The sequence below is a fragment of the Pseudomonas sp. GM_Psu_1 genome (genome assembly GCF_026544185.1).
Classification (GTDB): domain Bacteria; phylum Pseudomonadota; class Gammaproteobacteria; order Pseudomonadales; family Pseudomonadaceae; genus Chryseomonas; species Chryseomonas oryzihabitans.
The window spans coordinates 12,400-36,045 of the sequence record NZ_JALNUX010000003.1 but is presented as its reverse complement, the minus strand read 5'-3'; the positions used below and the strand labels follow the sequence as shown (position 1 = coordinate 36,045).

Genomic DNA, 23,646 nt, shown 5'->3' with positions numbered 1-23,646 from the left:
TCCTGTCACTGGAAAAGAACGAGGCGCCAGGAGGCGCCTCGTGGGGGCATCGTCACCGGCTCAGGCGGCGCGATTGCGCCGGGCTTCGATGATGTTGGGCAGCTGGGAGATCCGTCCGAGCAGACGACCGAGGGCGTCCAGGCCGGGGATCTCGATGGTCAGCAGCATGTTGGCGGTGTTTTCCTCGCGATTGGAGCGGGTGTTCACCGCCAGCACGTTGATCCGCTCGTTGAGCAGGATCTGCGAGACATCGCGCAACAGACCGGAGCGGTCGAAGGCCTTGATGACGATATCGACCGGATAGGTCTGCACCGGCACCGGGCCCCAGCTCACCTGGATGGTCCGTTCCGGCTCGCGACTGGCCAGCTGCAGGGCGTTGGCGCAGTCCTGCCGGTGGATGGTCACGCCGCGCCCCAGGGTGATGTAGCCGACGATGGCGTCGCCCGGCACCGGCTGGCAGCACCCGGCGATCTGGGTGAGCAGGTTGCCCACCCCCTGGATCTGCACATCGCCGCGCTTGCCTGGCTTGTTGGTCGGCTTGCGCGGCAGGAGATCGAGGGTATCGACGCCCTTGTCCGGCTCCACCAGCTGCTGGGCGGCGTGCATCACATGGGCCAGGCGCAGGTCACCGGCGCCCAGGGCCGCCAGCATGTCCTCGGCACCCTTGTAGTTGACCTTCTCGGCCAGCGTATTGAAGTCCACCGGCGGCAGCGCCAGGCGCGACAACTCGCGCTCGACCATGGCCTTGCCGGCGGCAACGTTCTGGTCACGCGCCTGGAACTTGAACCAGTGGACGATCTTGGCCCGGGCCCGCGAGGTGTTGACGTAGCCGAGGTTGGGGTTGAGCCAGTCGCGGCTGGGCGAGCCCTGCTTGCCGGTGATGATCTCCACCTGCTCGCCGGTCTGCAGCTGGTAGTTCAGCGGCACGATGCGGCCGTTGATCTTGGCGCCACGGCAGTTGTGGCCGATCTCGGTGTGCACCCGGTAGGCGAAGTCCAGCGGCGTCGCGCCCTTGGGCAGGTCGATGGCGTGGCCGTCGGGGGTGAAGACATAGACCCGGTCCGGCTCGATGTCGACGCGCAACTGGTCGGCCAGGCCGCCGATGTCGCCCAGCTCCTCGTGCCATTCCAGCACCTGGCGCAACCAGGAGATCTTCTCTTCGTAGTGGTTGGAGGCCGACTTGACATCGGTGCCCTTGTAGCGCCAGTGGGCGCAGACCCCCAGTTCGGCCTCTTCGTGCATGGCGTGGGTACGGATCTGCACCTCCAGCACCTTGCCCTCCGGACCGATCACCGCAGTGTGCAGGGAACGGTAGCCGTTCTCCTTCGGATTGGCGATATAGTCGTCGAACTCGCGGGGAATGTGCCGCCACAGGGTATGCACGATACCCAGCGCGGTGTAGCAGTCACGCACCTCGGGCACCAGCACCCGCACCGCGCGGACGTCGTAGATCTGGCTGAATTCCAGGCCCTTGCGCTGCATCTTCCGCCAGATGGAATAGATGTGCTTGGCCCGGCCACTGATGTCGGACTTGATACCGGTGGCGGTGAGTTCGTCGCGCAGCTGCTGCATGACATCGGCGATGTACTGCTCGCGATCCAGCCGCCGCTCGTGCAGCAGGGTCGCGATCTGCTTGTACTGCTGGGGCTCCAGGTAACGGAAGGACAGGTCCTCCAGCTCCCACTTGATATGACCGATGCCCAGGCGGTGGGCCAGGGGCGCATAGATGTCGGCCACTTCGCGAGCCACCCGGTTGCGGCGCTCTTCGGTGGCGTTCTTGACCGCACGGATGGCGCAGGTGCGCTCGGCCAGCTTGATCAGGGCCACGCGCACGTCGTCGACCATGGCCACCAGCATGCGCCGCAGGTTGTCGACCTGGGTCTGGCTGCCCAGCACCATGGACTTGCGCGGATTGAGACTCTCGCTGATCGCCGCCATGCGCAGCACGCCTTCGATCAGCTTGGCCACCACCGGCCCGAAATGCTCCGCGGCCGACTCCAGGGTCGCCTTGCCCTCGCGCACCGCCCGGTAGACGATGGCCGCGATCAGGCTGTCCTGATCCAGCTTGAGATCGGCCAGGATCTCGGCCATCTCCAGCCCGGTATGGAAACTGGAGGTGCCCTCCGCCCAGGTGTGCTCGACCTGGCCGGAATTCTCCTCCGCCGTGCGGGCGAAGCCGCAGGCATCCAGCAAGGTCTCGCGATCGAGATTCGGATCCACGCTCTGGATGTGATCCAGCCAGGCGTGAAGGTTGATGCTGCCATCGACGTTGACTGGCTGATGCGCTCTGACCTGTACCATCTACCCCTTCCTCACGGCGGTGCCTTCGCCGGATTGGCTCGCATCGGTTGGCGAGCCGTCGTTACCCGGGCATCCCGCCCGCTTCGAACAACACCATGGCTTCCACATGGGCGGTCTGCGGGAACATGTCGAGAATGCCCGCTCTTGTCATGCGATAGCCCTGTCGGACCAGCTCTCCCGCGTCCCGCGCCAGGGTGGCCGGATTGCAGGAGACATAGACCAGTCGCCCGATACCCAGGCCGCTGAGTTGCCGGACCACTTCCAGCGCACCGTCGCGCGGCGGATCCAGCAGCGCCAGCGAATGGCTGCCCAGATCGGCGGGTAGCGGGTTCGACAGGTCCACCTGTAGAAAGTGCGCGTTGCCGATGCCGTTGTCACGCGCATTTTGTATTGCCCGGGATGTCATCGCCGCGACCCCTTCGATCCCGGTGACGGCCGCCGCCTGCCGCGCCAGCGGCAAGGCGAAGTTGCCGAGGCCGGAGAAGAGATCGAGGACCCGGTCGTCGGCCTTGGGCGCCAGCCAGTCCAGCGCCTGGGCGACCATGGCTTCGTTGATGGCGGCATTGACCTGGACGAAGTCGCCCGGCTGATAGGCCAGCGTCAGGTCCCAGGGCGCCAGCCGATAGCCCAGCCTGGCGGCGGCCTGGTCCGGTTGCGGCTCGCCCTTGCCCTGCCACCAGAGCTGGACGCCGGCCGCCGCGCAGAAGTCGCGCAGGCGCGCCTGGTCACCCGGCAGCAGCGCCTGGGTATGGCGCACCAGCAAGGCGGTTGCCGTCCCCTGGAAGAGTTCGACATGTCCGATCGCCTGGGGCCGTTCCAGCCCGCTCAGCAGCTCCGGCAGCGCCCGCAGCAGGGGCTGCAGTTCCGGCACCAGCACCAGGCAGTCGTCGGGGGTGACGATGTCCTGGCTGGCTTCGGCGCGAAAGCCCACCTCCAGGCGGCCCTGGCGTTCGTCCCAGCGCACCGCGATGCGGGCGCGACGGCGATAGCCGAATTCGGGTCCGACCATGGGCGCGGCCCAGGCCAGCGGCTGCACCCCGGCCAGCCGGCGGAACTGCTCGGCCAGGGCCTCCTGCTTGAGGGTCAGCTGATCGGCATGGGGCAGGTGCTGCAGGGTGCAACCGCCGCAGCGGTCGGCCACGCTGCAGGGCGGCGTACGCCGCAGCGGACTGGCCTCCAGCACTCTAAGGGTACGGGCTTCGACCACCTGGCTGCGGGCACCGAGCACCCGCGCCTCGACCCGTTCGCCCGGCAGGGCGCCGGCGACGAACCAGGTCCGCCCGCCTTCGTGAGCGATGCCGCGCCCGTCATGGGACAGCCGCTCGATGCCCAGCAGCTGCCGTTTGCCGGTCGGTACCCCGGTCGCCCGGGCGCCACCGGCCGGCTGGAAGCGCAGTCCGCCACCGCCCCGCTTAGCGCGCGTCATAGACGCCGGTCGACAGGTAGCGATCGCCTCGGTCACAGATGATCGCGACGATCACCGCATTGTCCACTTCCCGGGCGATGCGCAGGGCGCCCGCCACCGAACCGCCGGACGACACGCCGCAGAAGATGCCTTCTTCCCGCGCCAGGCGGCGCATGGTGTCCTCGGCTTCCTGCTGGCCCATGTCGATGATGCGATCCACGCGGCTGGCCTCGTAGATCTTTGGCAGATAGGCCTCCGGCCAGCGACGGATGCCGGGGATGGCCGCGCCCTCCTCCGGCTGCAGACCGACGATCTGCACCTTGGGATTCTGCTCCTTGAGGTAGCGCGAGGTGCCCATGATGGTCCCGGTGGTGCCCATGGAGCTGACGAAATGGGTGATGCTGCCATGGGTCTGGCGCCAGATTTCCGGACCGGTCCCCAGGTAGTGGGCCACCGGATTGTCGCCATTGCCGAACTGGTCGAGCACCTTGCCGCGACCTTCGGCCTGCATCCGGGTGGCCAGATCCCGCGCCCCTTCCATGCCGTCTTCCCTGCTCACCAGGATCAACTCGGCGCCATAGGCGGTCATGGCCGCCTTGCGCTCGGCACTGGAGTTGTCGGGCATGATCAGGATCATGCGGTAACCCATGATGGCCGCCGCCATGGCCAGGGCGATCCCGGTATTGCCGGAGGTGGCCTCGATCAGGGTATCCCCGGGCTGGATGTCGCCGCGGGCCTCGGCCTGGCGGATCATCGACAGCGCCGGGCGGTCCTTGACCGAGCCCGCCGGATTGTTGCCTTCCAGCTTGAGCAGCACGGTACTGCGGGTGTCGCCGGCCAGGCGCTGCAGGCGCACCAGCGGTGTGTTACCGATGCAATCGGCGATGGTGGGATAGTGCAGACTCATGAATCAGCTCGTTCCGCCAAGGGTGAAAGCCTTCCATGATACTCCCAAAGCCCCGCCGACCCTACCCGTCCGGCGCCTGGCTAGGGTCGGCGCGTGGCGGCACCGTCGCTGGCCACTTCCAGGGCCGCGGGCAGGCTCACTGACAGCACCCCCTCCGGACCCAGGTTGGGACGTATCTCGGGCGTCACCTGCATCCCCGGCAGTCCGGCCAGACGCTCGGCCAGTCGCTTGGCGGCATCGGGCGCCACCTTGCGGGTCAGGTCCTCGGTACCGGAATACAGCCAGAGCTGCACCGGCCGGGCCCCGCCCACGCCCTGGAATTCCTGCGCCCGCTTGAGAATGAAGCCCTGCTGCCAGCCGAAGGCGACATCGCTCGCCACATAGCGCTGGAACGCCTGCGGCTGTCTATAAAGGGTGTCGAGCACGAAGAGGCCGCCGTAGCCATGGCCCCACAGCGTCTGGCGATTGGGATCCACCGGCACGCTCTGGGTCAGCAGCGGCTTGATGCGCTGCTCGATCAGGTCGAGAAAGGCCCGCGAGCCTCCTGCCGGCCAGTCCTTGCGCACGTCATCGCGGGCGCGGCCATTGCCCACCGCCGGGGTGTAGTCGTAGGTGCGCTCCTGCATGGCGTCCGCGGCATCGGCGTAGCCGATCGCCACCAGCACCGGGGCACTCTTCAGCTTATGGGGCGACAGCCAGACATCCTGGAGTTGCGCCAGGGCGGCATCGCCATCGAGCAGGAACAGCGCGGGATAGCCCATCATCGGCGCCGGCTGCTTGGGAATACCGATATAGACCCGATAGCGGCGCTTGCCATCCGCCGAGTCGAGCAGGTGCGTCTCGAAGCTGTAGTACATCGACCCCCGCTCCACCAGGGTGGTCTTCTTCGGCTCCTGGGCCTGGGTCGGCGCCAGCCAGCCGGTCCCCAGCAACAGGGCCCCCGCCAGCATCAGACTGCAACTCTTCTTCAAAGGATCTCCTCGAACGCAACCGCACCGGAACGACCGGCAGTCCCTACCAGACCGCCGATGGGGTCAATGGTTGTGCACCGCGGCCAGGGACCGTGGCAGCCTTCGCGGATTTTCTCGAATCAGAGCGCCAGGGGGTGCGACCCCTTTCGCAAAGACTCTCTTTACATTTGGTAAAGGGGTTAGACTGGCCAAATTTCCTTTGGGGGACGTGCAGTGCTGGACGAATTGGGACTCAAGGGGCGCATCCTGCTGTTGAGCGTCCTCCCGACCTGCTGCATGGCGGCCCTGCTGGGGGTCTACTTCAGCTGGGTGCAGCTGTCCGACATGCGCAGCCAGCTCATCGAGCACGGCCAGCTGGTGGCCCAGCAGATGGCGCCGCTCATCGCCCCGGCCATGCGCACCGGCGACAACGACCAGCTCAACCGCATCGCCCAGCGTGCCCTCGACCAGGCCGATGTCCGCGCCATCACCTTCCTGGATGCCGACGGCAACGTCCTCGCCCACGCCGGTCCCTCGATGACGGTGGAGCTCACCGGGCGCGACTACCAGACCATCAGCATGAGATCCGGTCTGGACATCACCCACTTCAACCTGCCGGTGCAGACCCACGACCTGCGCCTGACCCGCAGCGACGGCAGCCCGGCCACCCCCCAGACGCTGGGCTGGATCCAGCTCGAACTCTCCCATCACGCCACCCTGCTGCGCGGCTATCGCAACCTGGTGGCCGGCCTCCTGCTGATCCTGCTCGGCCTGGCCTTCACTGCCTTCATCGCGGTGCGCATGGGTCGGCGCATCAACCGACCGCTGCAGGTGATCGCCCAGGGCGTCAGCCAGCTGCAGGAAGGTCGCCTGGAGACCCGCCTGCCGACCCAGCTCGGCAGTCCCGAATTCGACGAACTGGCCACCGGCATCAATCGCATGGCCGAAGCCATGGAAAACGCCCAGTTCGAGATGCAGAACAACATCGACCAGGCCACCGAGGACGTGCGCCAGAATCTGGAGACCATCGAGATCCAGAACATCGAGCTGGATCTGGCGCGCAAGGCGGCGCTGGAGGCCAGCCGCATCAAGTCGGAATTCCTGGCCAACATGAGCCACGAGATCCGCACCCCGCTCAACGGCATCATCGGCTTCACCAACCTGATGCAGAAGAGCGAACTGACCCCGCGCCAGCAGGATTACCTGAGCACCATCCAGAATTCCGCCGAGAGCCTGCTGGGCATCATCAACGAGATCCTCGACTTCTCGAAGATCGAAGCCGGCAAGCTGGTGCTGGAGAATCTGCCGTTCAACCTGCGTGACATGATCCAGGACACCCTGACCATCCTGGCGCCCTCGGCCCATGAAAAGCACCTGGAACTGGTCTGCCTGGTCTATCGCGACACCCCGACCCACCTGGTCGGCGATCCGCAGCGCCTGCGCCAGGTGCTCACCAACCTGGTGAGCAATGCCATCAAGTTCACCCACTCCGGCACCATCGCCGTGCGTGCCATGGTTGAGGAAGAGACCGACGACCACGCCCAGCTGCGCATCAGCGTCCAGGACACCGGCGTCGGCCTCACCGACGAAGACCGGCAGATGCTGTTCCAGGCCTTCTCCCAGGCCGACAATTCCCTGACCCGCCAGGCCGGCGGCACCGGCCTTGGCCTGGTCATCTCCAAGCGCCTGATCGAGCAGATGGGCGGCGAGATCGGCCTGGAAAGCATCCCCGGCGAGGGCTCGGAATTCTGGATCACCCTCAACCTGCCCAAAGCCCATGGCAGCGTCGAGAGCCACAAGCGCATCGCCCTGGCCGGTCGCCGCGTCGGCCTGGTGGAGCCCCACCCCCTCACCCGCCAGGCGCTGCAGCACCAGCTGGAAGAATGCGGCCTGAGCGTGGAGCCGTTCGAGACCCTCGAGCAGCTCAGCGAAGCCGTCGCCCATCCGGCCTCCGGCAAGTTGCCGGTCAGCCTGGCGGTACTCGGTGTCAGCGCCCGCAGCATTCCGCCGGATCTGCTCACCGAGCGCATCTGGGAACTGGGCCGCCAGGACTGCAACACCCTGGTCTATTGCCCGACCACCGACCAGGCGGTCTTCCATGCCTCGCTGCCCGATGTCCATTGCCAGCTGCATTCCAAGCCGGCCTGCAGTCGCAAGCTGGAGCAGGCGGTGGCCGAATTGCTAAACCAGCGGCCGCAGCGCAACGAAAGCGGTGGCCTGGGCATCACCGACCGCCCGCCGCGACTGCTCTGCGTGGACGACAATCCGGCCAACCTGCTGCTGGTGGAGACCCTGCTGACCGACCTGGGCGCCCAGGTCACGGCGGTGGAAAGCGGCTATGCCGCGGTGGAAGCGGTGCAGCAGGAGCGCTTCGACCTGGTGTTCATGGACGTGCAGATGCCCGGCATGGACGGACGCCAGGCCACCGAGGCGATCCGCGACTGGGAAGCCAGCGAGGGCGGCACCCCGGTGCCCATCGTCGCCCTCACCGCCCACGCCATGGCCAACGAGAAACGCGCCCTGCTGCAGAGCGGCATGGACGACTACCTCACCAAGCCCATCAGCGATCGGCAACTGGCCCAGGTCATCCTCAAGTGGACCGGCCTGCGCCTGCTGCACAGCTCGGCGCCCGAGGTCACCAGCCTCAACAGCGGTGGCCAGGACATCTCCACCCTGCCGGTAATGGATGCCGACGAAGGCCTGCGGCTGGCCGCCAACAAGCCGGATCTGGCCAAGGATCTCCTGAGCATGCTGCTCGCCTCCCTGGCCGCGGATCGCCAGGCCATCCGCCAGGCCCGTGAAGACGGCGATCGGATCGCCCTCATCGAGCGTGTTCACCGCCTGCATGGCGCCACCCGCTATTGTGGCGTACCCCAGCTGCGCGCGGCCTGCCAGCACAGCGAAACCCTGCTCAAGCAGGGCGCTCCCACCTCCAGCCCGGCGCTGGAAGAACTGGACGCGGCCATCGTCAACCTGTCGACCCAGGCCAAGAGCCCGCTCTAGCGGGCTAGTCCTCGAACAGCCTCAGCTGCAGCGCCGCCTCGCGCAGATCGGTCAGGCGCACGCCCACGCCCAGCAGCCGTACCGGCCGATTGCCCCGGCGGTAGGCCTGCTCCAGCAGGCGCCGATAACTGTCGAGATCGCGACCGGCACCCTGCTGCTCCAGGGTGGTCTGGGTGAAGTCGTGGAATTTGACCTTGATGAAGGGCCGCTCCGGGCGATAGCGGTCCGCCAGGCGCGTCAGGCGCTCTTCGAGCTTGGCCAGCAAGTCGGGCAATTCCTGTGCACAGGCGGCAGCGTCGGGCAGGTCGCGGTCATAGGTGCGTTCCACGCTGGCCGACTGCCGCTGGCTGTCCACCTTGACCTGGCGCTCGTCAATGCCATGGGCCAGCGACCAGAGGCGCTCGCCGAAGCTGCCGAATTCGCGCAGCAGATCGAAGCGCGACCAGGTCTGCAGATCGCTGCAGAGGACGATGCCGCGACGCTTGAGCTTGTCGGCGGTGACCTTGCCGACGCCGTGCAGCTTGGCCACCGGCAGCGCGGCGACGAAGTCAGCCACCTCGTGGGGAGCGATGACGAACAGCCCGTTGGGCTTTTTCCAGTCGCTGGCGATCTTGGCGAGAAACTTGTTAGGCGCGACGCCGGCGGACACCGTGATGTTGAGCTCCTGCCACACCCGACGGCGGATATCGCGGGCGATCAGGGTAGCGCTGCCATTGAACAGCTCGCACTGGGTGACATCCAGGTAGGCTTCGTCGAGGGACAGCGGCTCGATCAGCTCGGTGTAGTCCTGGAAGATCCCGTGGATCTGCCGCGACACCTCCTTGTAGACCTCGAAGCGCGGCTTGACGAACACCAGGTCGGGACAGAGTTTCTGCGCCTGATGGGAGGACATGGCCGAACGCACCCCGAAGGCCCGGGCTTCGTAGTTGCAGGTGGCGACCACCCCGCGGCGATCGGGGGTCCCGCCTACCGCCAGCGGCTTGCCGCCCAGGCGCGGATCGTCACGCATCTCGATGGACGCATAGAAGCAGTCACAGTCGACATGAATGATCTTGCGCTGGCGCTTGGGTGGGAGCTGGGCGAGAGAATTGTCCGGAGCCATGGGAGCAGATGCCGGGCCGGGCATGACGGCTGATTATCCGTACAGTAAGCCAAGACCGCCCGGATTTGTCCATGGCGAACGACGAATCACCCGTCAACCGACGTCTTGCAGCAGGCGTTGCCGGTGCACGACCTCTTCGCGCAGCTCATCGACCACCGCCTTGAGATCGTGGGCATGGTGCAGCTGATCGTAATAAAGGTGGCGTTCGGCGATCACGCCGTCGGGTGTGGTGATCATCAATCGTGCGAAATGCTCGCTGCGCTCGAAGAACTCGATGCGACCCAGGCCCTGGAGATGGTGGAGCAAGGTTTCCAGCAGGAGATTCATGGCGGCCCCTTGGACTTTCCTGGTCAAACGGTCCGGTCGCGCTGCCCATCGTCGAAAGGTGCACTCTCGTCGCCGGCGATGGCGGTCCGATCTTCTATATGGCCGGAGCGAACATGGCGGGACGTGGTGTCCAGCAATTCCTGCGCAGCGGCGCGGAGCGTCTGCATGTCGTCGACGAGCAATTCGACTTTCTCCACGACCTGAAGTGCCATCTCCGCCGCGCCTTTGGCACTGCTGCCGGTCAGCGCCAGGGAAAGATTGCACAACTGGGCGACCAGTGTCGCTATATCGTGATCCATCACGCGCATGATGCGCTGATCCAGACAACTCGAATCCTGGGAAGGCTGCATGAGGTTCTCCATAACACTCATCGAGGATAGCACATGGCCACCACCCGCCTTAACCGCTTAGCGGCGTTTTGCTATCACCTTCTCACTTGATCGAAGAGGCACTCTCATCGGGTTTCCGGACTCTTTGCCGCCAGGACAGGTCGACTGAGGACGTACCTCTAGGAGAACCCTCATGAAACGCCCTCTACTCCTGTCCTCCGCCCTGCTCCTCAGCCTCATGCTGGGTGGCTGCTTCGATCGCGACCAGTCGGATCAACAGAATCGCTCGAGCGGTGAAAAGGCATCCGTGCAGATGCAGAAAAGCGATGGCGACAAGTAGGCCCACCCCTGCTTGGTAAATAAGCCTTTGATCGCTATTAAATTTTTCTTGACGAATTTTTCCTTGGCCCTATACTGAGCCCCATCGGACGCGGGATGGAGCAGTCTGGTAGCTCGTCGGGCTCATAACCCGAAGGTCGTTGGTTCAAATCCAGCTCCCGCAACCAAATTCGAAAAAACCACTCTCTTGAGTGGTTTTTTTTTGCGCTGAATTTGACCCAGGTCAGATCCAAGCGGTGCGAACTTGGCAGCTGCAAGAGCTACAAAGGTTGGTATAGAGCTTTTTTATCTGTACAAGGCTTGGCAAACCGCGCGCGACCAGTAATCTGACGCGCGTTCCTGTCTAGAGGAGTTTGCATGACTGCACCTGATCCAGCCAAAGAGGTCTCCTCGAAGCCGGCATCCCCTGCGGACCACCCCGTAGCGCCCCCTCAAGCGCTACCCTGGCGCCTTTTGGAGCGGTTGACGGCCTATCGACAACCCATCGAACTGGGCGTCACCCTGGTACTGTTCGCCGCCGCCTTGGTGGTCTGCTGGCACCTGCTCAGCAGCATCGATGGCGAAGCCCTTCACGATGCCCTCCACGATATCCCCCATTCCTCGCTGATCGGCGCCCTCATCGCCGCGGCCGCCGGTTTCACCATCCTGCTCGGTTACGAGTGGTCGGCCATGCGCTTCGCCGACGTCAAGTTACCGGCCCGAACCTGGACCATGGGTGGTCTTACCGCCTTCGCCATCGGCAACGCGATCGGCCTGTCCATGCTGTCCGGCGGCTCGGTGCGCTATCGCCTCTATGCCCGTCAGGGGCTCAGTGCCCTGGAAGTGGCGCAGATGACGGTATTCTCCAGTCTGGCGCTGGGCACCGCCCTGCCGCCGCTGGCCGCCATCGCCGCCCTGACCAACCTGCCGGCCTCCACCCAGGCCTTGCGCGTGCCGGAAGCTGTCATCGTCACGGTGGCTGCCCTGATCCTGATCGGCTATGCCGTGGGCATCCTGGCGCTGCGTCGCTGGCGCGCGCCCGAGCAGCCGTGCGCCCATGCCCTGCACTTCCGCATCGGCAAGCGCGCCCTGCGCCTGCCGACCCTGCGGCTGTCCGTGCTGCAGCTGGTGATCACCATCCTCGACGTGACCGCCGCCTCGATGGTGCTCTATCTATTGCTGCCCACGGCGCCGCCCTTCGGTGCCTTCCTGCTGGTCTACCTGCTGGCCCTGGCCGCCGGGGTGCTCAGCCATGTTCCGGGCGGTGTCGGCGTGTTCGAAGCGGTACTGCTGGCCGCTTTCGCCAATGAGCTGGGCGCCGCGCAGCTGGCCGCGGCGCTGGTGGTCTACCGCCTCTTCTATGTACTGCTGCCGTTCGTGATCGCCTGCCTGGTGCTGCTGTTCAGCGAAGGCCGGCGCCTGCTGTCGAACAGCCCGGCCGTACGGGTCGCCTCCGGCCTAGCCGCACCCATCCTCGCCATCCTGGTTTTTTTTTCTGGGGTGGTGCTGCTTTTTTCTGGGGTCACCCCTGAAATAGACACCCGCCTGGAGGGCATGGACTTCCTGCTCCCCCAGCGGCTGATCGATGCCTCCCACCTGGGCGCGAGCCTGATCGGCGTCGTCTGTCTATTGCTGGCGCAGGGATTGCGCCGGCGCCTCTCCGCGGCTTGGGCGGTGACCTTGGTTTTGCTGCTGCTGGGCTGCCTGCTGTCCCTGTTGAAAGGTTTCGACTGGGAGGAAGCCTCCATTCTGGCGATGACGGCCGCGCTGCTCGCCATCTTTCGTAAATCCTTCTATCGCCGCAGCCGGCTGATGGAGCAGCCCTTCTCGCCGCTGTACGTGACCGCCAGCATCTGCGTGGTCGCCGCCTCGGTGTGGCTGCTGCTGTTCGCCTACCAGGATGTCCCCTACGAAACGCGTCTGTGGTGGCAATTCGCGCTGGACGCCGATGCCCCGCGCGGCCTGCGGGCCGCCCTGGGCAGCTCCGTCCTGCTGCTGATCATCGCCCTGGGCTGGCTGCTGCGCGCCGCGCCGCCGCCCATCGAAGCGCCCACCGGCGCCGAGCTCGAGCGCGCCTTCGGCATCGTGCGCAAGTCCAGCCAGCCGGATGGCGGCCTGGTGATGACCGGGGACAAGGCCCTGCTCTTCCACGAAAGCGACGATGCCTTCCTGATGTACGGACGGCGGGGCCGCAGCCTGATCGCCCTGTTCGATCCCATCGGCCGCTCCCAGCCCCGCGCCGAGCTGATCTGGAAATTCCGCGACCTCTGCGACCTGCACCATGCACGCCCGGTGTTCTACCAGGTACGGGCGGAGAACCTGCCCTTCTACATGGACATCGGTCTCACCGCGCTCAAGCTCGGCGAAGAGGCGCGGGTCGACTTGCATGCCTTCGATCTCGACAGCAAGGGCAAGAAGGACCTCAGATACACCTGGAATCGTGGTCAGCGCGATGGCCTGGCCATCGAATTCCACGCCCCGGGCGAGGCGCCCCTGGACGAGCTCAAGGCCATCTCCGACGTCTGGCTGGAAAGCAAGCAGGTGCGCGAGAAGGGCTTTTCCCTGGGTCGCTTCGATCCGACCTATCTCAGGCACTTCCGCATCGCCGTGGTGCGCTTCCAGGGCAAGGCGGTGGCCTTCGCCAACCTCCTGGAGACCGAACGCCCGGATCTGGCCAGCATCGACCTGATGCGGGTCACCGCGGATGCGCCCAAGCAGACCATGGAATTCCTCATGCTCGGGCTGATCCTGCACTTCAAGGCCGCCGGCTTCGCGCGCTTCTCGCTGGGCATGGTCCCGCTGGCCGGCCTGCATCCCCGCCGCGGCGCCCCCATCACCCAGCGTCTGGGCGCCATGGTGTTCAGACGTGGCGAACAGTTCTATAACTTCCAGGGGTTGCGCCGCTTCAAGGACAAGTTCGATCCGGAATGGGAACCGCGCTACATGGCGGTCCCCGCCGGCCTGGATCCCTTGGTCGCCTTCGCCGATACCGCCGCCCTAATCGCCGGGGGTTATACCGGCCTGGTCAAACGTTGAGACTCCTATGCTGAAACGTGCACTCGCAGTACTGCTCGTCATCCTGCTGATCGCGGGGGGCCTCGGCTGGTGGTGGCTCCATCGCTGGCCCTCGGCGCCCCAGGTCAAGGTCATGGCGCAGCCGGACGGTCGCCTGCTGACCATGGCCGCGCCCAAGGGCGAGCCACACGCTCGCGTGGTTCTGGCCACACCTGCGGATCTGCAGCTGGCGGACGCCGATCTGCTGGGGCTGGCGACCAACACCGGCGCCGAGATCGTCCAGTACGAGGTCCAGGTCTCCAACAACTGCCAGGCGCAGAACGACGACTTCGCCAACGCCGCCAAGCAGCTGAGCGGCGCGCCGACCTTTGTCGGCGGCATCGGCCCGGGCGCTGCCCGCGCCTGGCGCTGGCTGGCCACCCAGGACAACCCGAAGGCCGCCGCCCTGAGCGTTGGCTTCAACCTGGAAACCCTGGATTGCCCGGACGCCCTGCCCGCCAAGGCGGCAGCCGGCCAGTGGCACATCGCCTGGAACGATCATCCGACCGATGATTCGGCGATCTTCGTGCGTCAGCAGAGCAATGCCGACCTGACCATCGCCGACTACGGCACCGCCCTGCCGGTGGTGCTGCGTACCCAGCTCAAGAACCGCCTGCTGGGTCAGCACAACGACATCCCGACCATCGAGATGCCGGCCGATCCCGACGTCAAGCCCGGCCATCCCGACGTGGTGACCATCTTCTACTCCGGTGACGGCGGCTGGCGCGACATCGACCGGCTCTCCGCCCAGGCCATGAACGAAGCGGGCTATCCGGTGGTTGGTGTGGATGCGCTGCGCTACTTCTGGCAGCACAAGAGCCCGGAACAGGTGGCCGCCGACCTGGCCAACCTGATGCAGGAATACCGCGAGAAGTGGAACGCCAAGCACTTCGTGCTGGCTGGTTACTCCTTTGGCGCCGATATCCTGCCGGCGGTCTACAACCGCCTGCCCAAGGCGGATCAGGACCAGGTGACCTCGCTACTGCTGCTGGCCTTCAGCCGCAAGAGCAACTTCGAGATCGCCGTGGAAGGCTGGCTGGGCAAGCCGGGTGACGAAGCCGACACCCTGCCGGAAACCAGCAAGATCCCCGCCGCCAAGCTGTTCTGCGTCTATGGCGAGGAAGAGAAGGACGACAGCGGTTGCACCCAGCCGGGCCAGCCGGGTGAGAAGCTGGGGCGTCCGGGCGGTCACCACTTCGACGAGAACTACGACAAGCTGGCCGACTTCATGGTCAAGGCCATCGAGGCCCGTACGCCGCAATAGCGTATCCCGTCCGGGCCTGCGGGCCCGGACGAACGGCCGGAACAAGGAGCCGGTCTCCCGCGGTCTATGGCTGCAACAGCCACGGAGACCCCCGACATGAGCACACCGCTTTCCGCCGATGCCGCCAGCAAGATCCTGGTGGATGCCTTCCAACCCCTTGGCTGCGTGGTGTCGTCCGGTGCGGATGGCCATGACCTGGCACTGGGCGTGGTGGATGCCCAGGGCAAGACGCTCTATACCGAAGAACAGCTCGGCGAAGCGGACTACGCCGATCCCCTGCGCCTGGCCGGCTACATCGGCACGGTACGCAGCGAGCTGGAGAGCCGGGGCCAGACCCTCGACAGCTGGCAGATGCCCTTCATCACCGATCCCGACGCCCTCCCCCCGCCAGTGTTCAACTAGGCAAAGAAAAGGCCCCTGCTGGGGCCTTTGTGCTTTTCGCGCTCGGCTAGATCTCCACCTGGGTACCCAGTTCGATCACCCGATTCACCGGCAGCTTGAAGAATCTCAGGTTGCCGTTGGCGTTCTTCATCAGGAAGACGAAGAGATTCTCGCGCCAGGGCGCCATGCCCAGGCGCTTGGAGGCGATGACCGTCTCCCGGCTGAGGAAGTAGGTGGTACGCATCGGCGTGAAATCCAGTCCCGGATAGGGGCAATGGCTGAGCGCCAGGGGAATGTCTGGTTCGTCCATGAAGCCGTAGTGCAGCACCACCCGATAGAAGCCATCACCGAAGTCCTCGACCTCCATGCGCTCGCCGCGCGACACCCGCGGACGATCCTCGTAGCGCACCGTGAGCAGCACCACCTGCTCGTGCAGCACCTGGTTGTGCAGCAGGTTGTGCAGCATGGCGTGGGGGACTACGTCGGTACGGGCGGTCAGGAACACCGCGGTGCCCTTGGCGCGGAACGGCGGTTGGGCGCGGATGCTGCTGATGAAGATCGGTAGCGGCAGCGCGCCGTCGTCCAGGCGCTCCACCACCAGTTGCCGGCCCCGCTTCCAGGTGGTCAACAGGATGAAGATGACGATACCGGCGATCACCGGGAAGGAGCCGCCGGAAAAGATCTTCGGCGCATTGGCGGAGAAGTACAGCACGTCCACCAGCAGGAAGCCGATCAGCAGCGGCACCATGATCCAGCGCGGCCATTTCCACAGCAGCAGGATCACCGCCGACACCAGGCAGCTGGTGATCAGCATGGTGCCGGTCACCGCCACGCCGTAGGCTTCGGCCAGGTTGGCCGAGGACTGGAAGGTCAGGATCAGGAAGATCACCCCCAGCATCAGCGCCCAGTTCATCAGCGGAATGTAGATCTGCCCCTGCTCCTGGCTGGAGGTGTGCTGGATCTGCATGCGCGGGATGTAGCCCAGCTGGATGGCCTGGCGGGTCATGGAGAAGGCGCCGGTGATCACCGCCTGGGAGGCGATGACGGTGGCCAGGGTCGCCAGGCCGATCATCGGCAGCAGCAGCCATTCCGGGGCCAGCAGATAGAAGGGATTGCGCACCGCCGCGGGATCGGCGAGCAGCAGCGCGCCCTGACCGAAGTAGTTGAGCACCAGCCCCGGCAGCACCAGCAGCAGCCAGGCTCGGGCGATGGGCTTGCGGCCGAAGTGCCCCATGTCGGCGTAGAGCGCCTCGGCGCCGGTCAGCGCCAGCACCGCCGCGCCCAGCACGATGAAGCCCTTCACCGGGTTATCGGCGAAGAATTGCACCGCCCAGTAGGGATTGAAGGCCTTGAGCACCTCGGGCTGCTGGACGATGCCATAGACACCCAGGGCGCCCAGGGTGGTGAACCAGAGCACCATCACCGGCCCGAAGAACTTGCCGATGGTGGCGGTACCGCGCTTCTGGATGGCGAAGATGCCGACCAGGATCACCAGCGCGATGGGCACCACCCAGGCTTCCAGACCATCGAAGGCCAGTTCCAGGCCCTCCACCGCCGACAGCACCGAGACCGCCGGGGTGATCATGCTGTCGCCATAGAAGAGTGCGGCGCCGAACAGCCCCAGCAGCACCAGGGTGGTGGCCAGGCGCGGCGAGCCCTGGGCGGCACGCCGGGCCAGGGCGGTGAGCGCCATGATGCCGCCCTCGCCCTGGTTGTCGGCACGCATGACGAAGGTGATGTATTTGAGGGTGACGACCCAGATGAGCGACCAGAAGATCAGCGACAGGATGCCGAGCACACTGTCGTGATTCAGCGGCAAGCCGTAGTGCGGCGAAAAGACTTCCTTGAGGGTATAGAGAGGACTGGTGCCGATGTCGCCGTATACCACACCGGTGGCGAGCACGATCATTCCCAAGGCCGAAGGGGCTTTACCACCGTGCTCGTGTTCCGGACGGCTCATGCAGGGCTCCTAGAGTCTAAAATCGGCGCATCCTGCGCCGAAGCGGCGTCAGGATCAAGTTGAAAAGGCCGGTAGCGTGGCGCGCGCAACCTCTCAGCGCAGCGCTTCCAGCACCATAGACTCCTTGGTCGGCAAAAAGCTCTGCGCGGTCGCCAGGACCTGCCTGCCCCTTCCAAGCAGCGGCAGAGATGGCTAGAATCGCGCGTTTTTTGATCAAGGCGCCTCCTGAGCGCCCCGCCGAGGTTAGCCCATGTCCATCCAAACGTCCGCCCCCAAGGTCGGTTTCGTCAGCCTCGGCTGTCCCAAGGCCACCGTCGACTCCGAACGCATCCTCACCCAGCTGCGCATGGAAGGCTACGAGATCGTGCCGACCTATGAAGACGCCGACGTGGTGGTGGTCAACACCTGCGGCTTCATCGACAGCGCCAAGGCGGAGTCGCTGGACGCCATCGGCGAGGCCATCGCCGAGAACGGCAAGGTGATCGTCACCGGGTGCATGGGTGTGGACGAGGGCAACATCCGCGGCGTGCATCCCAGCGTGCTGGCGGTGACCGGTCCGCAGCAGTACGAGCAGGTGGTCAGCGCCGTGCACGAGGTGGTGCCGCCGCAGCTGGAGCACAATCCGCTGATCGACCTGGTGCCGCCCCAGGGCATCAAGCTGACCCCGCGCCACTACGCCTACCTGAAGATTTCCGAAGGCTGCAACCACAGCTGCAGCTTCTGCATCATCCCCTCCATGCGCGGCAAGCTGGTCAGCCGCCCGGTGGGCGACGTGCTGTCCGAGGCCGAGCGCCTGGTCAAGGCCGGTGTCAAGGAGCTGCTGGTGATCTCCCAGGACACCAGCGCCTACGGCGTCGACCTTAAGTACAAGCTGGACTTCTGGAACGGCCAGCCGGTCAAGACGCGCATGCTGGAGCTCTGCGAGGCGCTGTCGGGCATGGGCGTCTGGGTGCGCCTGCACTATGTCTACCCCTACCCCAATGTCGACGACGTCATTCCGCTGATGGCCGCCGGCAAGCTGCTGCCCTACCTGGACATCCCCTTCCAGCACGCCAGCCCCAAGGTACTCAAGTCCATGAAGCGCCCGGCGTTCGAGGACAAGACGCTGGCGCGCATCAAGCGCTGGCGCGAGATCTGCCCGGAGCTGACCATCCGCTCCACCTTCATCGTCGGCTTTCCCGGCGAGACCGAGGAAGACTTCCAGTACCTGCTGGACTGGCTCACCGAGGCCCAACTCGATCGCGTCGGCTGCTTCCAGTACTCGCCGGTCGAGGGCGCACCCGCCAACGAGCTGGGCCTGGAGCCGGTGGCGGACGAGGTCAAGCAGGAGCGCTGGGAGCGCTTCATGGCTCACCAGCAGGCCATCTCCGCCGCGCGCCTGCAGCTCAAGATCGGTCGCGAGATCGAGGTGCTGATCGACGAGGTGGACGACCAGGGCGCCATCGGCCGTTCCTATGCCGATGCCCCGGAAATCGACGGCAACGTCTATGTCGACAGCGCCAACCCGCTGAAGCCGGGTGACAAGGTCTGGGTGCGGGTCACCGACGCCGACGAGTACGACCTCTGGGCAGAGGCGCTCTGATTCCTAGCTAGTCATGCAGGCGGTGGGTGCCGGGCACATGGGCGTGCCCGGCCGCACTGCAGCTGGCGGTGGTCGCCGACGGCGCCGCCGGCTGACCGAGTTCGCGCAGGATGCCGCAACGGTCCCCTTCGCCCTCTCCCTGGCAGTGGCGCCTCAGGGTCACCAGCTGTTCACGCAGCTGATTCAACTCGCGGATACGCACCTCGACGTGGTGCAGATGGGCGCCGATCAGGGCGTCCACCTGGGCGCAGCCGGGTTCGCGGGTATCGCGCAGGGCCAGCAGGGCGCGAATCTCTTCCAGCGTCATGTCCAGCGACCGGCAATGGCGAACGAAGACCAGGCGCTCGACCTGGCTTTCGTCATAGCTGCGGTAGTTGCTGCTGCTGCGCGCCGCCGGACTCAGCAGCCCTTCGCGCTCGTAGTACCTGATGGTCTCGACGGCGCAATCGGTGCGCCTGGCCAATTCGCCGATCTTCATCATCCTGTCTCGTTGAGCTGAGGTGCACAGCCTGCCGTGCCGGAGCCGCTGCAGCAAGGACGGAAGACGGTCAGGGGGTTGAGGGAGCGACGTTACCGGAGGGGGAAGACATGGATAGTCCGGCTGACGAGGGGCCAGACAGGACGACGCCCCGGCGATGAGTGGGTCGCCGGGGCGTCGAGACAGCCGCCAGATTAGTTGGCGTTGTTCTGGTAGAGCGCGGAGACCCGGTTGGGATGCTCCGACTGGAATTGGGCTTGAGCATTGGCGCGAATCGACTTGCTCGACATATCGCGGCTGGCGGCGGACGCCGTGCCCGACAGCAGACCCATGAACAGGACGGCGACGATGGCTTGGACACCCAGGACTTTCATAGCGAATACCTCTTGGTTGTGCTGTTTCGATAGACACAGCGTACTCCCAGTACTAATTCGCCAAAAAGAGTCCTTTTAGAGAGTGATATTTACCTCTGAGGAAAATATCACCTGGGAACTTCCAGACCTCATGCAGCAGCCCCCGGCCTGACCAGGGGCTCTGGGCCGGCTATCGCAGGTCGCTAAGGTGCTTTTCCAGGCCCATGGCGCGTCCGGCTCCGACACTGGTCAGGTGGAAGAAGCCGTAGTCCTCCAGGTAGGTCCAGCGACTCAGGGGGCCATGGCCCGCCTCGCCATGCCGGCACTCCAGGGTCTTGGCCCGGCCGCTGAGGCTGGCCAATACCCGGCGCGCCTCGCCGTCGCCAACCACCTTGCAGGACAGCCTGATCTCGCGCTGCTCGGCGCCCTTGAGATTGCCGGTCAGGGTCTGCCGCGCCTGGTAACCGACCTGGCTGCCAACGGCGAGAGCGCGCCAGTCGCCGCTGAAGGTCAGCTGATCCAGGCTGGCGACTTCTTCCACCGGCAGGTTGCCGTTGTCGATACGGGTACGGCGTACCAGGTCGATCAGCCCGCGCCAGGTGAGCGAATCGACCCGGGCCGCCTTGCCCTGGGCACTGAAGCGCAGCAGTCCGGGCTGGGCGCCAGGGCTGACCTGCACCTCTTCGCGATAGGCATGGGTCTGGCCTTCGTAGCGGCTCTCGCCCTCCTCCACGAAGCGCTGCACAACCACCCGCGGCGCGGGCAGCGCCAACGCCTTAAGTGCCTGCAGGGGCTGCGCCTGGGCCGCGGGTAGTTCGCCGGGAGGCGGCGGAGCAGCCGGCGGTGTGGCGGCGGCCCTGACCTCTTCCATGCGCGGCGTAGCCAACAAGGCGTCTCGCCGATCACAGGCGGCTTCCAGCAGGGTACGCCGTTCGGCCGGCGCCGCCGTGAAGGCTTCCTGGCCCTGGGCGCTAGGCTGGCTGTCGGTCACCCGCCCCGCATCGTCCAGGCCGTAGCGCGCCAGCAGCAGGTAACGGCGCGCCGTGCAGTCGGCCGCCAGGGATTCGCGCCACTGGCGCACCGGAGCACCGTAGCGTGGCGTCTGCAGGGCGACGGGCAGTTGCTGACCCGCCCAGAAACGGCGCACGCCGTTATCGTCCACCAGGCTGTTGCGATCGATCACCAGGGTGTCGCCGCCGGGGCCCCTGGCGAGGGCGCGCCAGTCGGCGTTGGCGGGCCGGGAGCAGAGCGCCGCCACATCGGGACGCTGCTTGAGCGCCGCGACCTTGGCCGCGCTCAGCGGCAAGGGCGCGGCATAGGCATTCACCCGCCCCGGATAGACCCGCTGAGCGCCATCCAGGTAGAGCAATTCGGCCTGGTCAGCCGCGCAATCCAGGGAGACCAGAGCGGAGCCGCCATCGGCCAGGGCGAGCGCCAGCTGCAGACGCGAACCCTCGCGCAGAACGCTCTCGGCGATGATAGGACGGGCGAAGAGGTCGTCGGCCCCGGTCGGGGCTTCGGCCGGCGGCTGCTGAGTGCTGCAGCCCGCCAGGAGCGACAGCAGGCAAAGGGCGGAAAAACGGCTGGAGATCATGGATCCTCTCGGCAGGGAACCGCGATACACGTCGCGAACAGCAAATTGACCTGAACGAAATGCGTCTGGCGCGGATCAATAAAGGAAGCATGCCGCTTGGCATGACCTCCCCCGTTTCCCCACACGAGGTGCATTTATGAATACCGATCAGATCATAGGCAATGCCAAGGACGCTACCGGCAAGGTCCAGGATAGCTTTGGCGCGGCGACCGGCAATGCCGACTGGCAAGCCCAGGGCAAGGCCCGTCAGCTGGAAGGCAAGCTGCAGGAGCAGTATGGCCAGGCCATCGACTGCGCGCGCAACGTGACCGCCGACAAGCCCTTCACTGCCCTGGCCATCGCCGGCGGCGTCGGCTTCGTGCTGGGCGTACTGCTTTCGCGCTCCTGATCGGAGACGCGGGGCTGGCCGCTGCGCCAGCCCCATAGCAAAAAGGCCTGTCTAGACAGGCCTTTTTGCTATGGGTTCGTCATTGCTCCAGGGTCACCAGGTGCTTGTGCACCGCATCGACGATGTCGCTGATGTTGAACGGCTTCTGAAACACGGAATCGAACAGCTCCGAACTCTCCTGAGCCAGATGCGCCTGGGCGCCGCTCATGAGGATAATGGGCAGATGCTGCAAGCCCTGACGTTCACGCAGGGCCTCTGCCAGCTCGCGGCCGTTCATCACCGGCATCATGAAATCGGTGATGACCAAGGACGGTAGTTCGCGATCGAAGACGTCAAGCGCTCGGCGACCATTGCTCGCCTTGACCACCATGTAGCCTTCGTCTTCGAGGGCGAAGGCCAGGATGTCCGCTATCAGGAATTCGTCATCGACTACCAGTATCGTCGTCATCTGGAGATTCTCCCACCCGACGCGATCATGGTTGTGTGGAGGGCATGGCTGAACCTGAAAGTACCTTCACCATGTCTTTGAATGCCTTTTTCAGTTCGATTCCCGAGTCGTCGATGATCAGTTCGCACAGCGCTGGATCGTAGATGCTGTCCCTGACCTTGAGGATCGACAGCACCCGCTTGATCTCGGCCTCGGCCTCGACGAATCGCAGCAAAATCAGATTGTCCGCCATGCTGGAAAGTTCGGGCGCCGGCGCGGCGATGTCCGCGCCAAAGACGTCGCGCAATTCCCAGGTGGCTAGAACTGTGACGCCCTGGGTACGCAGCTCGTTCAGTAGCGCGCTGAAGTATTCGATGAGCCGTCCTTGCGGCAGGGCGAAGCGGGCGATGGCGCCCAGGCTGTCGATCACCAGCCGCTTGATGCCGTGCCGTCTGACCATGGCCAGCAGTTCGAGACCGACCTCGTCGAGGCGCATCTCGGTGGTCGGTTGCCAGTGCAGATGCAAGGCGCCCTCGTCGACCCGGCTGGCCAGATCGAGGCCCAGGGCACTCGCCTTGAGCAGCAGTCGCTCCGGGGGCTCGTAGAAGCCGAACATCAGCGCGGGCGCTTCCGGCGTCGAGGCCGCCAGGAAGTTGAGACTGATGGAGGTCTTGCCGGCACCCGATGGCCCCATGAGCAGGGTGGTCGAACTCTCCGGCAGGCCGTTTTCGATCATCGCATCCAGCGACGCCATGCCACTGGGCACGCGCTGGTGACTGACGCGATAGGTCGCGCCGGCAGAAGGATCGCGATACAGCGCCTCGAGGCGCGGAAACACGGTGATGCCGGCATCGGAGATGGTGAATTCGTGAAAGCCCGGCAGCGCGCCGCTGCCACGGGTCTTGCGCAACGCCAGGCGGCGGATGGTGCGACTGCCGATTTCTTCCTCGTGCAGATCCAGCACACCATCGACCATGGTGTGTTCCGGGCTGCCGTCCTCGAGACGCGCGCTGGTGAGAAAGATGACCGTGCAACCGGCAAAGGCCGCATGCCCCTGCAACTCGGCGATGAATTTCTTGGTGTCGATCGGCGTTTCCGCGCGCGACCGGGCATTGAGCAGGCCATCGACCACCAGCAGACTGGCCTTCTGCCGGCTGATCTCGCGACGCAGCAGGCGGACCACCTCGTCCAGCCCCTCACCTTCCATGGTGTCGAAGGCACTCAGGTACTGGACCTGGTCGCCGATGCAGGAGCGGTCGAAGAAATCCAGCGTGGAAAAGAACTGGAACATCCGCTCGTGGGTTTCCGACAGCATGGTGGCGAACAGAACCCGCCCACCGCCGCGCACATGGTTGAAGGCGATCTGGTTGGCCATGATCGATTTGCCGGAACCCGGACGCCCCTGGATGACATAGGACGCACCTGCAACCAGGCCTCCCTTCAAGATCTCATCCAGCCCCTGGATACCGGTTACGACGCGCGCGAGTCGATTCAAGAACGATGCCTCAAACTAATGTTGTGCC

Annotated in this window: 20 protein-coding genes and 1 tRNA gene; 8 read left to right on the top strand and 13 right to left on the bottom strand. The window is 65.5% G+C overall.

From position 1 onward, the window contains the following. Positions 1-60: 60 nt before the first annotated feature. The 4 genes from relA to OXS31_RS05310 all read right to left on the bottom strand — a co-directional run bounded on the left by relA (position 61) and on the right by OXS31_RS05310 (position 5,584). Positions 61-2,301 (bottom strand): GTP diphosphokinase, encoded by a 2,241-nt coding sequence (gene relA / locus OXS31_RS05325; protein WP_007158965.1) that lies wholly within the window; start codon positions 2,299-2,301, stop codon positions 61-63. A gap of 61 nt (positions 2,302-2,362) precedes the next feature. Beyond that, positions 2,363-3,727, bottom strand: a complete 1,365-nt coding sequence (gene rlmD, locus OXS31_RS05320) for a 23S rRNA (uracil(1939)-C(5))-methyltransferase RlmD (protein ID WP_027599853.1) — start codon at positions 3,725-3,727, stop codon at positions 2,363-2,365. Further along, a complete protein-coding gene (gene cysM / locus OXS31_RS05315; RefSeq protein WP_007158967.1) occupies positions 3,714-4,613 on the bottom strand; it encodes a cysteine synthase CysM in 900 nt (299 codons plus the stop codon). Before cysM ends, rlmD begins: the two co-directional genes overlap by 14 nt. Before the next feature lie 80 nt (positions 4,614-4,693). After that, complete coding sequence (locus tag OXS31_RS05310) at positions 4,694-5,584, bottom strand: alpha/beta hydrolase-fold protein (protein ID WP_169742403.1); 891 nt, start codon at positions 5,582-5,584, stop codon at positions 4,694-4,696. Positions 5,585-5,797: 213 nt separating this feature from the next. On the opposite strand from OXS31_RS05310, the gene OXS31_RS05305 reads away from it, so the two are divergent. After that, on the top strand, positions 5,798-8,566 hold the full coding sequence (locus OXS31_RS05305) for a response regulator (RefSeq protein WP_007158969.1): 2,769 nt from the start codon (positions 5,798-5,800) through the stop codon (positions 8,564-8,566). A 4-nt stretch (positions 8,567-8,570) separates the two neighbouring features. On the opposite strand, the gene dinB is transcribed toward OXS31_RS05305, so the two are convergent. From dinB to OXS31_RS05290, 3 genes are all read right to left on the bottom strand, one after another. Beyond that, positions 8,571-9,668: a DNA polymerase IV gene (gene dinB / locus OXS31_RS05300; RefSeq protein WP_007158970.1), complete on the bottom strand. Its 1,098-nt coding sequence runs from the start codon at positions 9,666-9,668 to the stop codon at positions 8,571-8,573. A gap of 93 nt (positions 9,669-9,761) precedes the next feature. Next, positions 9,762-9,995, bottom strand: coding sequence for a hypothetical protein (locus OXS31_RS05295; protein WP_007158971.1), 234 nt, complete (start codon positions 9,993-9,995; stop codon positions 9,762-9,764). A 23-nt stretch (positions 9,996-10,018) separates the two neighbouring features. After that, a complete protein-coding gene (locus OXS31_RS05290) occupies positions 10,019-10,345 on the bottom strand; it encodes a hypothetical protein (RefSeq protein ID WP_042133380.1) in 327 nt (108 codons plus the stop codon). Between the two features lie 172 nt (positions 10,346-10,517). Here OXS31_RS05290 and OXS31_RS05285 point away from each other — a divergent pair, with 172 nt between their 5' ends. From OXS31_RS05285 to OXS31_RS05265, 5 genes are all read left to right on the top strand, one after another. Further along, positions 10,518-10,664: a hypothetical protein gene (locus OXS31_RS05285; protein ID WP_165904647.1), complete on the top strand. Its 147-nt coding sequence runs from the start codon at positions 10,518-10,520 to the stop codon at positions 10,662-10,664. 89 nt (positions 10,665-10,753) lie between these two features. Further along, positions 10,754-10,830, top strand: a tRNA-Met gene (locus tag OXS31_RS05280). A gap of 190 nt (positions 10,831-11,020) precedes the next feature. Then, positions 11,021-13,678 carry a bifunctional lysylphosphatidylglycerol flippase/synthetase MprF gene (gene mprF / locus OXS31_RS05275; protein ID WP_027599857.1) on the top strand — a complete coding sequence of 886 codons (2,658 nt, stop codon included), beginning with the start codon at positions 11,021-11,023 and terminating at the stop codon, positions 13,676-13,678. Positions 13,679-13,685: 7 nt separating this feature from the next. Further along, the gene (locus OXS31_RS05270) at positions 13,686-14,960 is read left to right on the top strand and encodes an AcvB/VirJ family lysyl-phosphatidylglycerol hydrolase (RefSeq protein ID WP_007158974.1); all 1,275 of its coding nucleotides are present in this window, start codon (positions 13,686-13,688) and stop codon (positions 14,958-14,960) included. Positions 14,961-15,056: 96 nt separating this feature from the next. Then, complete coding sequence (locus OXS31_RS05265) at positions 15,057-15,362, top strand: hypothetical protein (protein WP_027599859.1); 306 nt, start codon at positions 15,057-15,059, stop codon at positions 15,360-15,362. A gap of 46 nt (positions 15,363-15,408) precedes the next feature. Here the strand turns inward: OXS31_RS05265 and OXS31_RS05260 are convergent, their stop codons facing one another. Continuing rightward, on the bottom strand, positions 15,409-17,250 hold the full coding sequence (locus OXS31_RS05260; RefSeq protein WP_007158976.1) for a potassium transporter Kup: 1,842 nt from the start codon (positions 17,248-17,250) through the stop codon (positions 15,409-15,411). Between the two features lie 307 nt (positions 17,251-17,557). Here OXS31_RS05260 and rimO point away from each other — a divergent pair, with 307 nt between their 5' ends. Then, positions 17,558-18,883, top strand: coding sequence for a 30S ribosomal protein S12 methylthiotransferase RimO (rimO, locus tag OXS31_RS05255; RefSeq protein WP_027599861.1), 1,326 nt, complete (start codon positions 17,558-17,560; stop codon positions 18,881-18,883). Positions 18,884-18,890: 7 nt separating this feature from the next. Here rimO and cadR read toward each other — a convergent pair whose 3' ends face one another. The 3 genes from cadR to OXS31_RS05240 all read right to left on the bottom strand — a co-directional run bounded on the left by cadR (position 18,891) and on the right by OXS31_RS05240 (position 21,308). Next, the gene (gene cadR / locus OXS31_RS05250) at positions 18,891-19,361 is read right to left on the bottom strand and encodes a Cd(II)/Pb(II)-responsive transcriptional regulator (protein WP_027599862.1); all 471 of its coding nucleotides are present in this window, start codon (positions 19,359-19,361) and stop codon (positions 18,891-18,893) included. A 194-nt stretch (positions 19,362-19,555) separates the two neighbouring features. Next, on the bottom strand, positions 19,556-19,735 hold the full coding sequence (locus OXS31_RS05245; RefSeq protein ID WP_007158979.1) for a hypothetical protein: 180 nt from the start codon (positions 19,733-19,735) through the stop codon (positions 19,556-19,558). 169 nt (positions 19,736-19,904) lie between these two features. After that, a complete protein-coding gene (locus OXS31_RS05240) occupies positions 19,905-21,308 on the bottom strand; it encodes a hypothetical protein (protein WP_267398242.1) in 1,404 nt (467 codons plus the stop codon). A gap of 136 nt (positions 21,309-21,444) precedes the next feature. On the opposite strand from OXS31_RS05240, the gene OXS31_RS05235 reads away from it, so the two are divergent. Further along, positions 21,445-21,696 (top strand): CsbD family protein, encoded by a 252-nt coding sequence (locus OXS31_RS05235; RefSeq protein WP_007158981.1) that lies wholly within the window; start codon positions 21,445-21,447, stop codon positions 21,694-21,696. Between the two features lie 79 nt (positions 21,697-21,775). Here the strand turns inward: OXS31_RS05235 and OXS31_RS05230 are convergent, their stop codons facing one another. After that, positions 21,776-22,144, bottom strand: coding sequence for a response regulator (locus OXS31_RS05230; protein ID WP_007158982.1), 369 nt, complete (start codon positions 22,142-22,144; stop codon positions 21,776-21,778). A gap of 25 nt (positions 22,145-22,169) precedes the next feature. Beyond that, complete coding sequence (locus OXS31_RS05225; RefSeq protein ID WP_267398241.1) at positions 22,170-23,618, bottom strand: ATPase domain-containing protein; 1,449 nt, start codon at positions 23,616-23,618, stop codon at positions 22,170-22,172. Positions 23,619-23,646 lie beyond the last annotated feature (28 nt).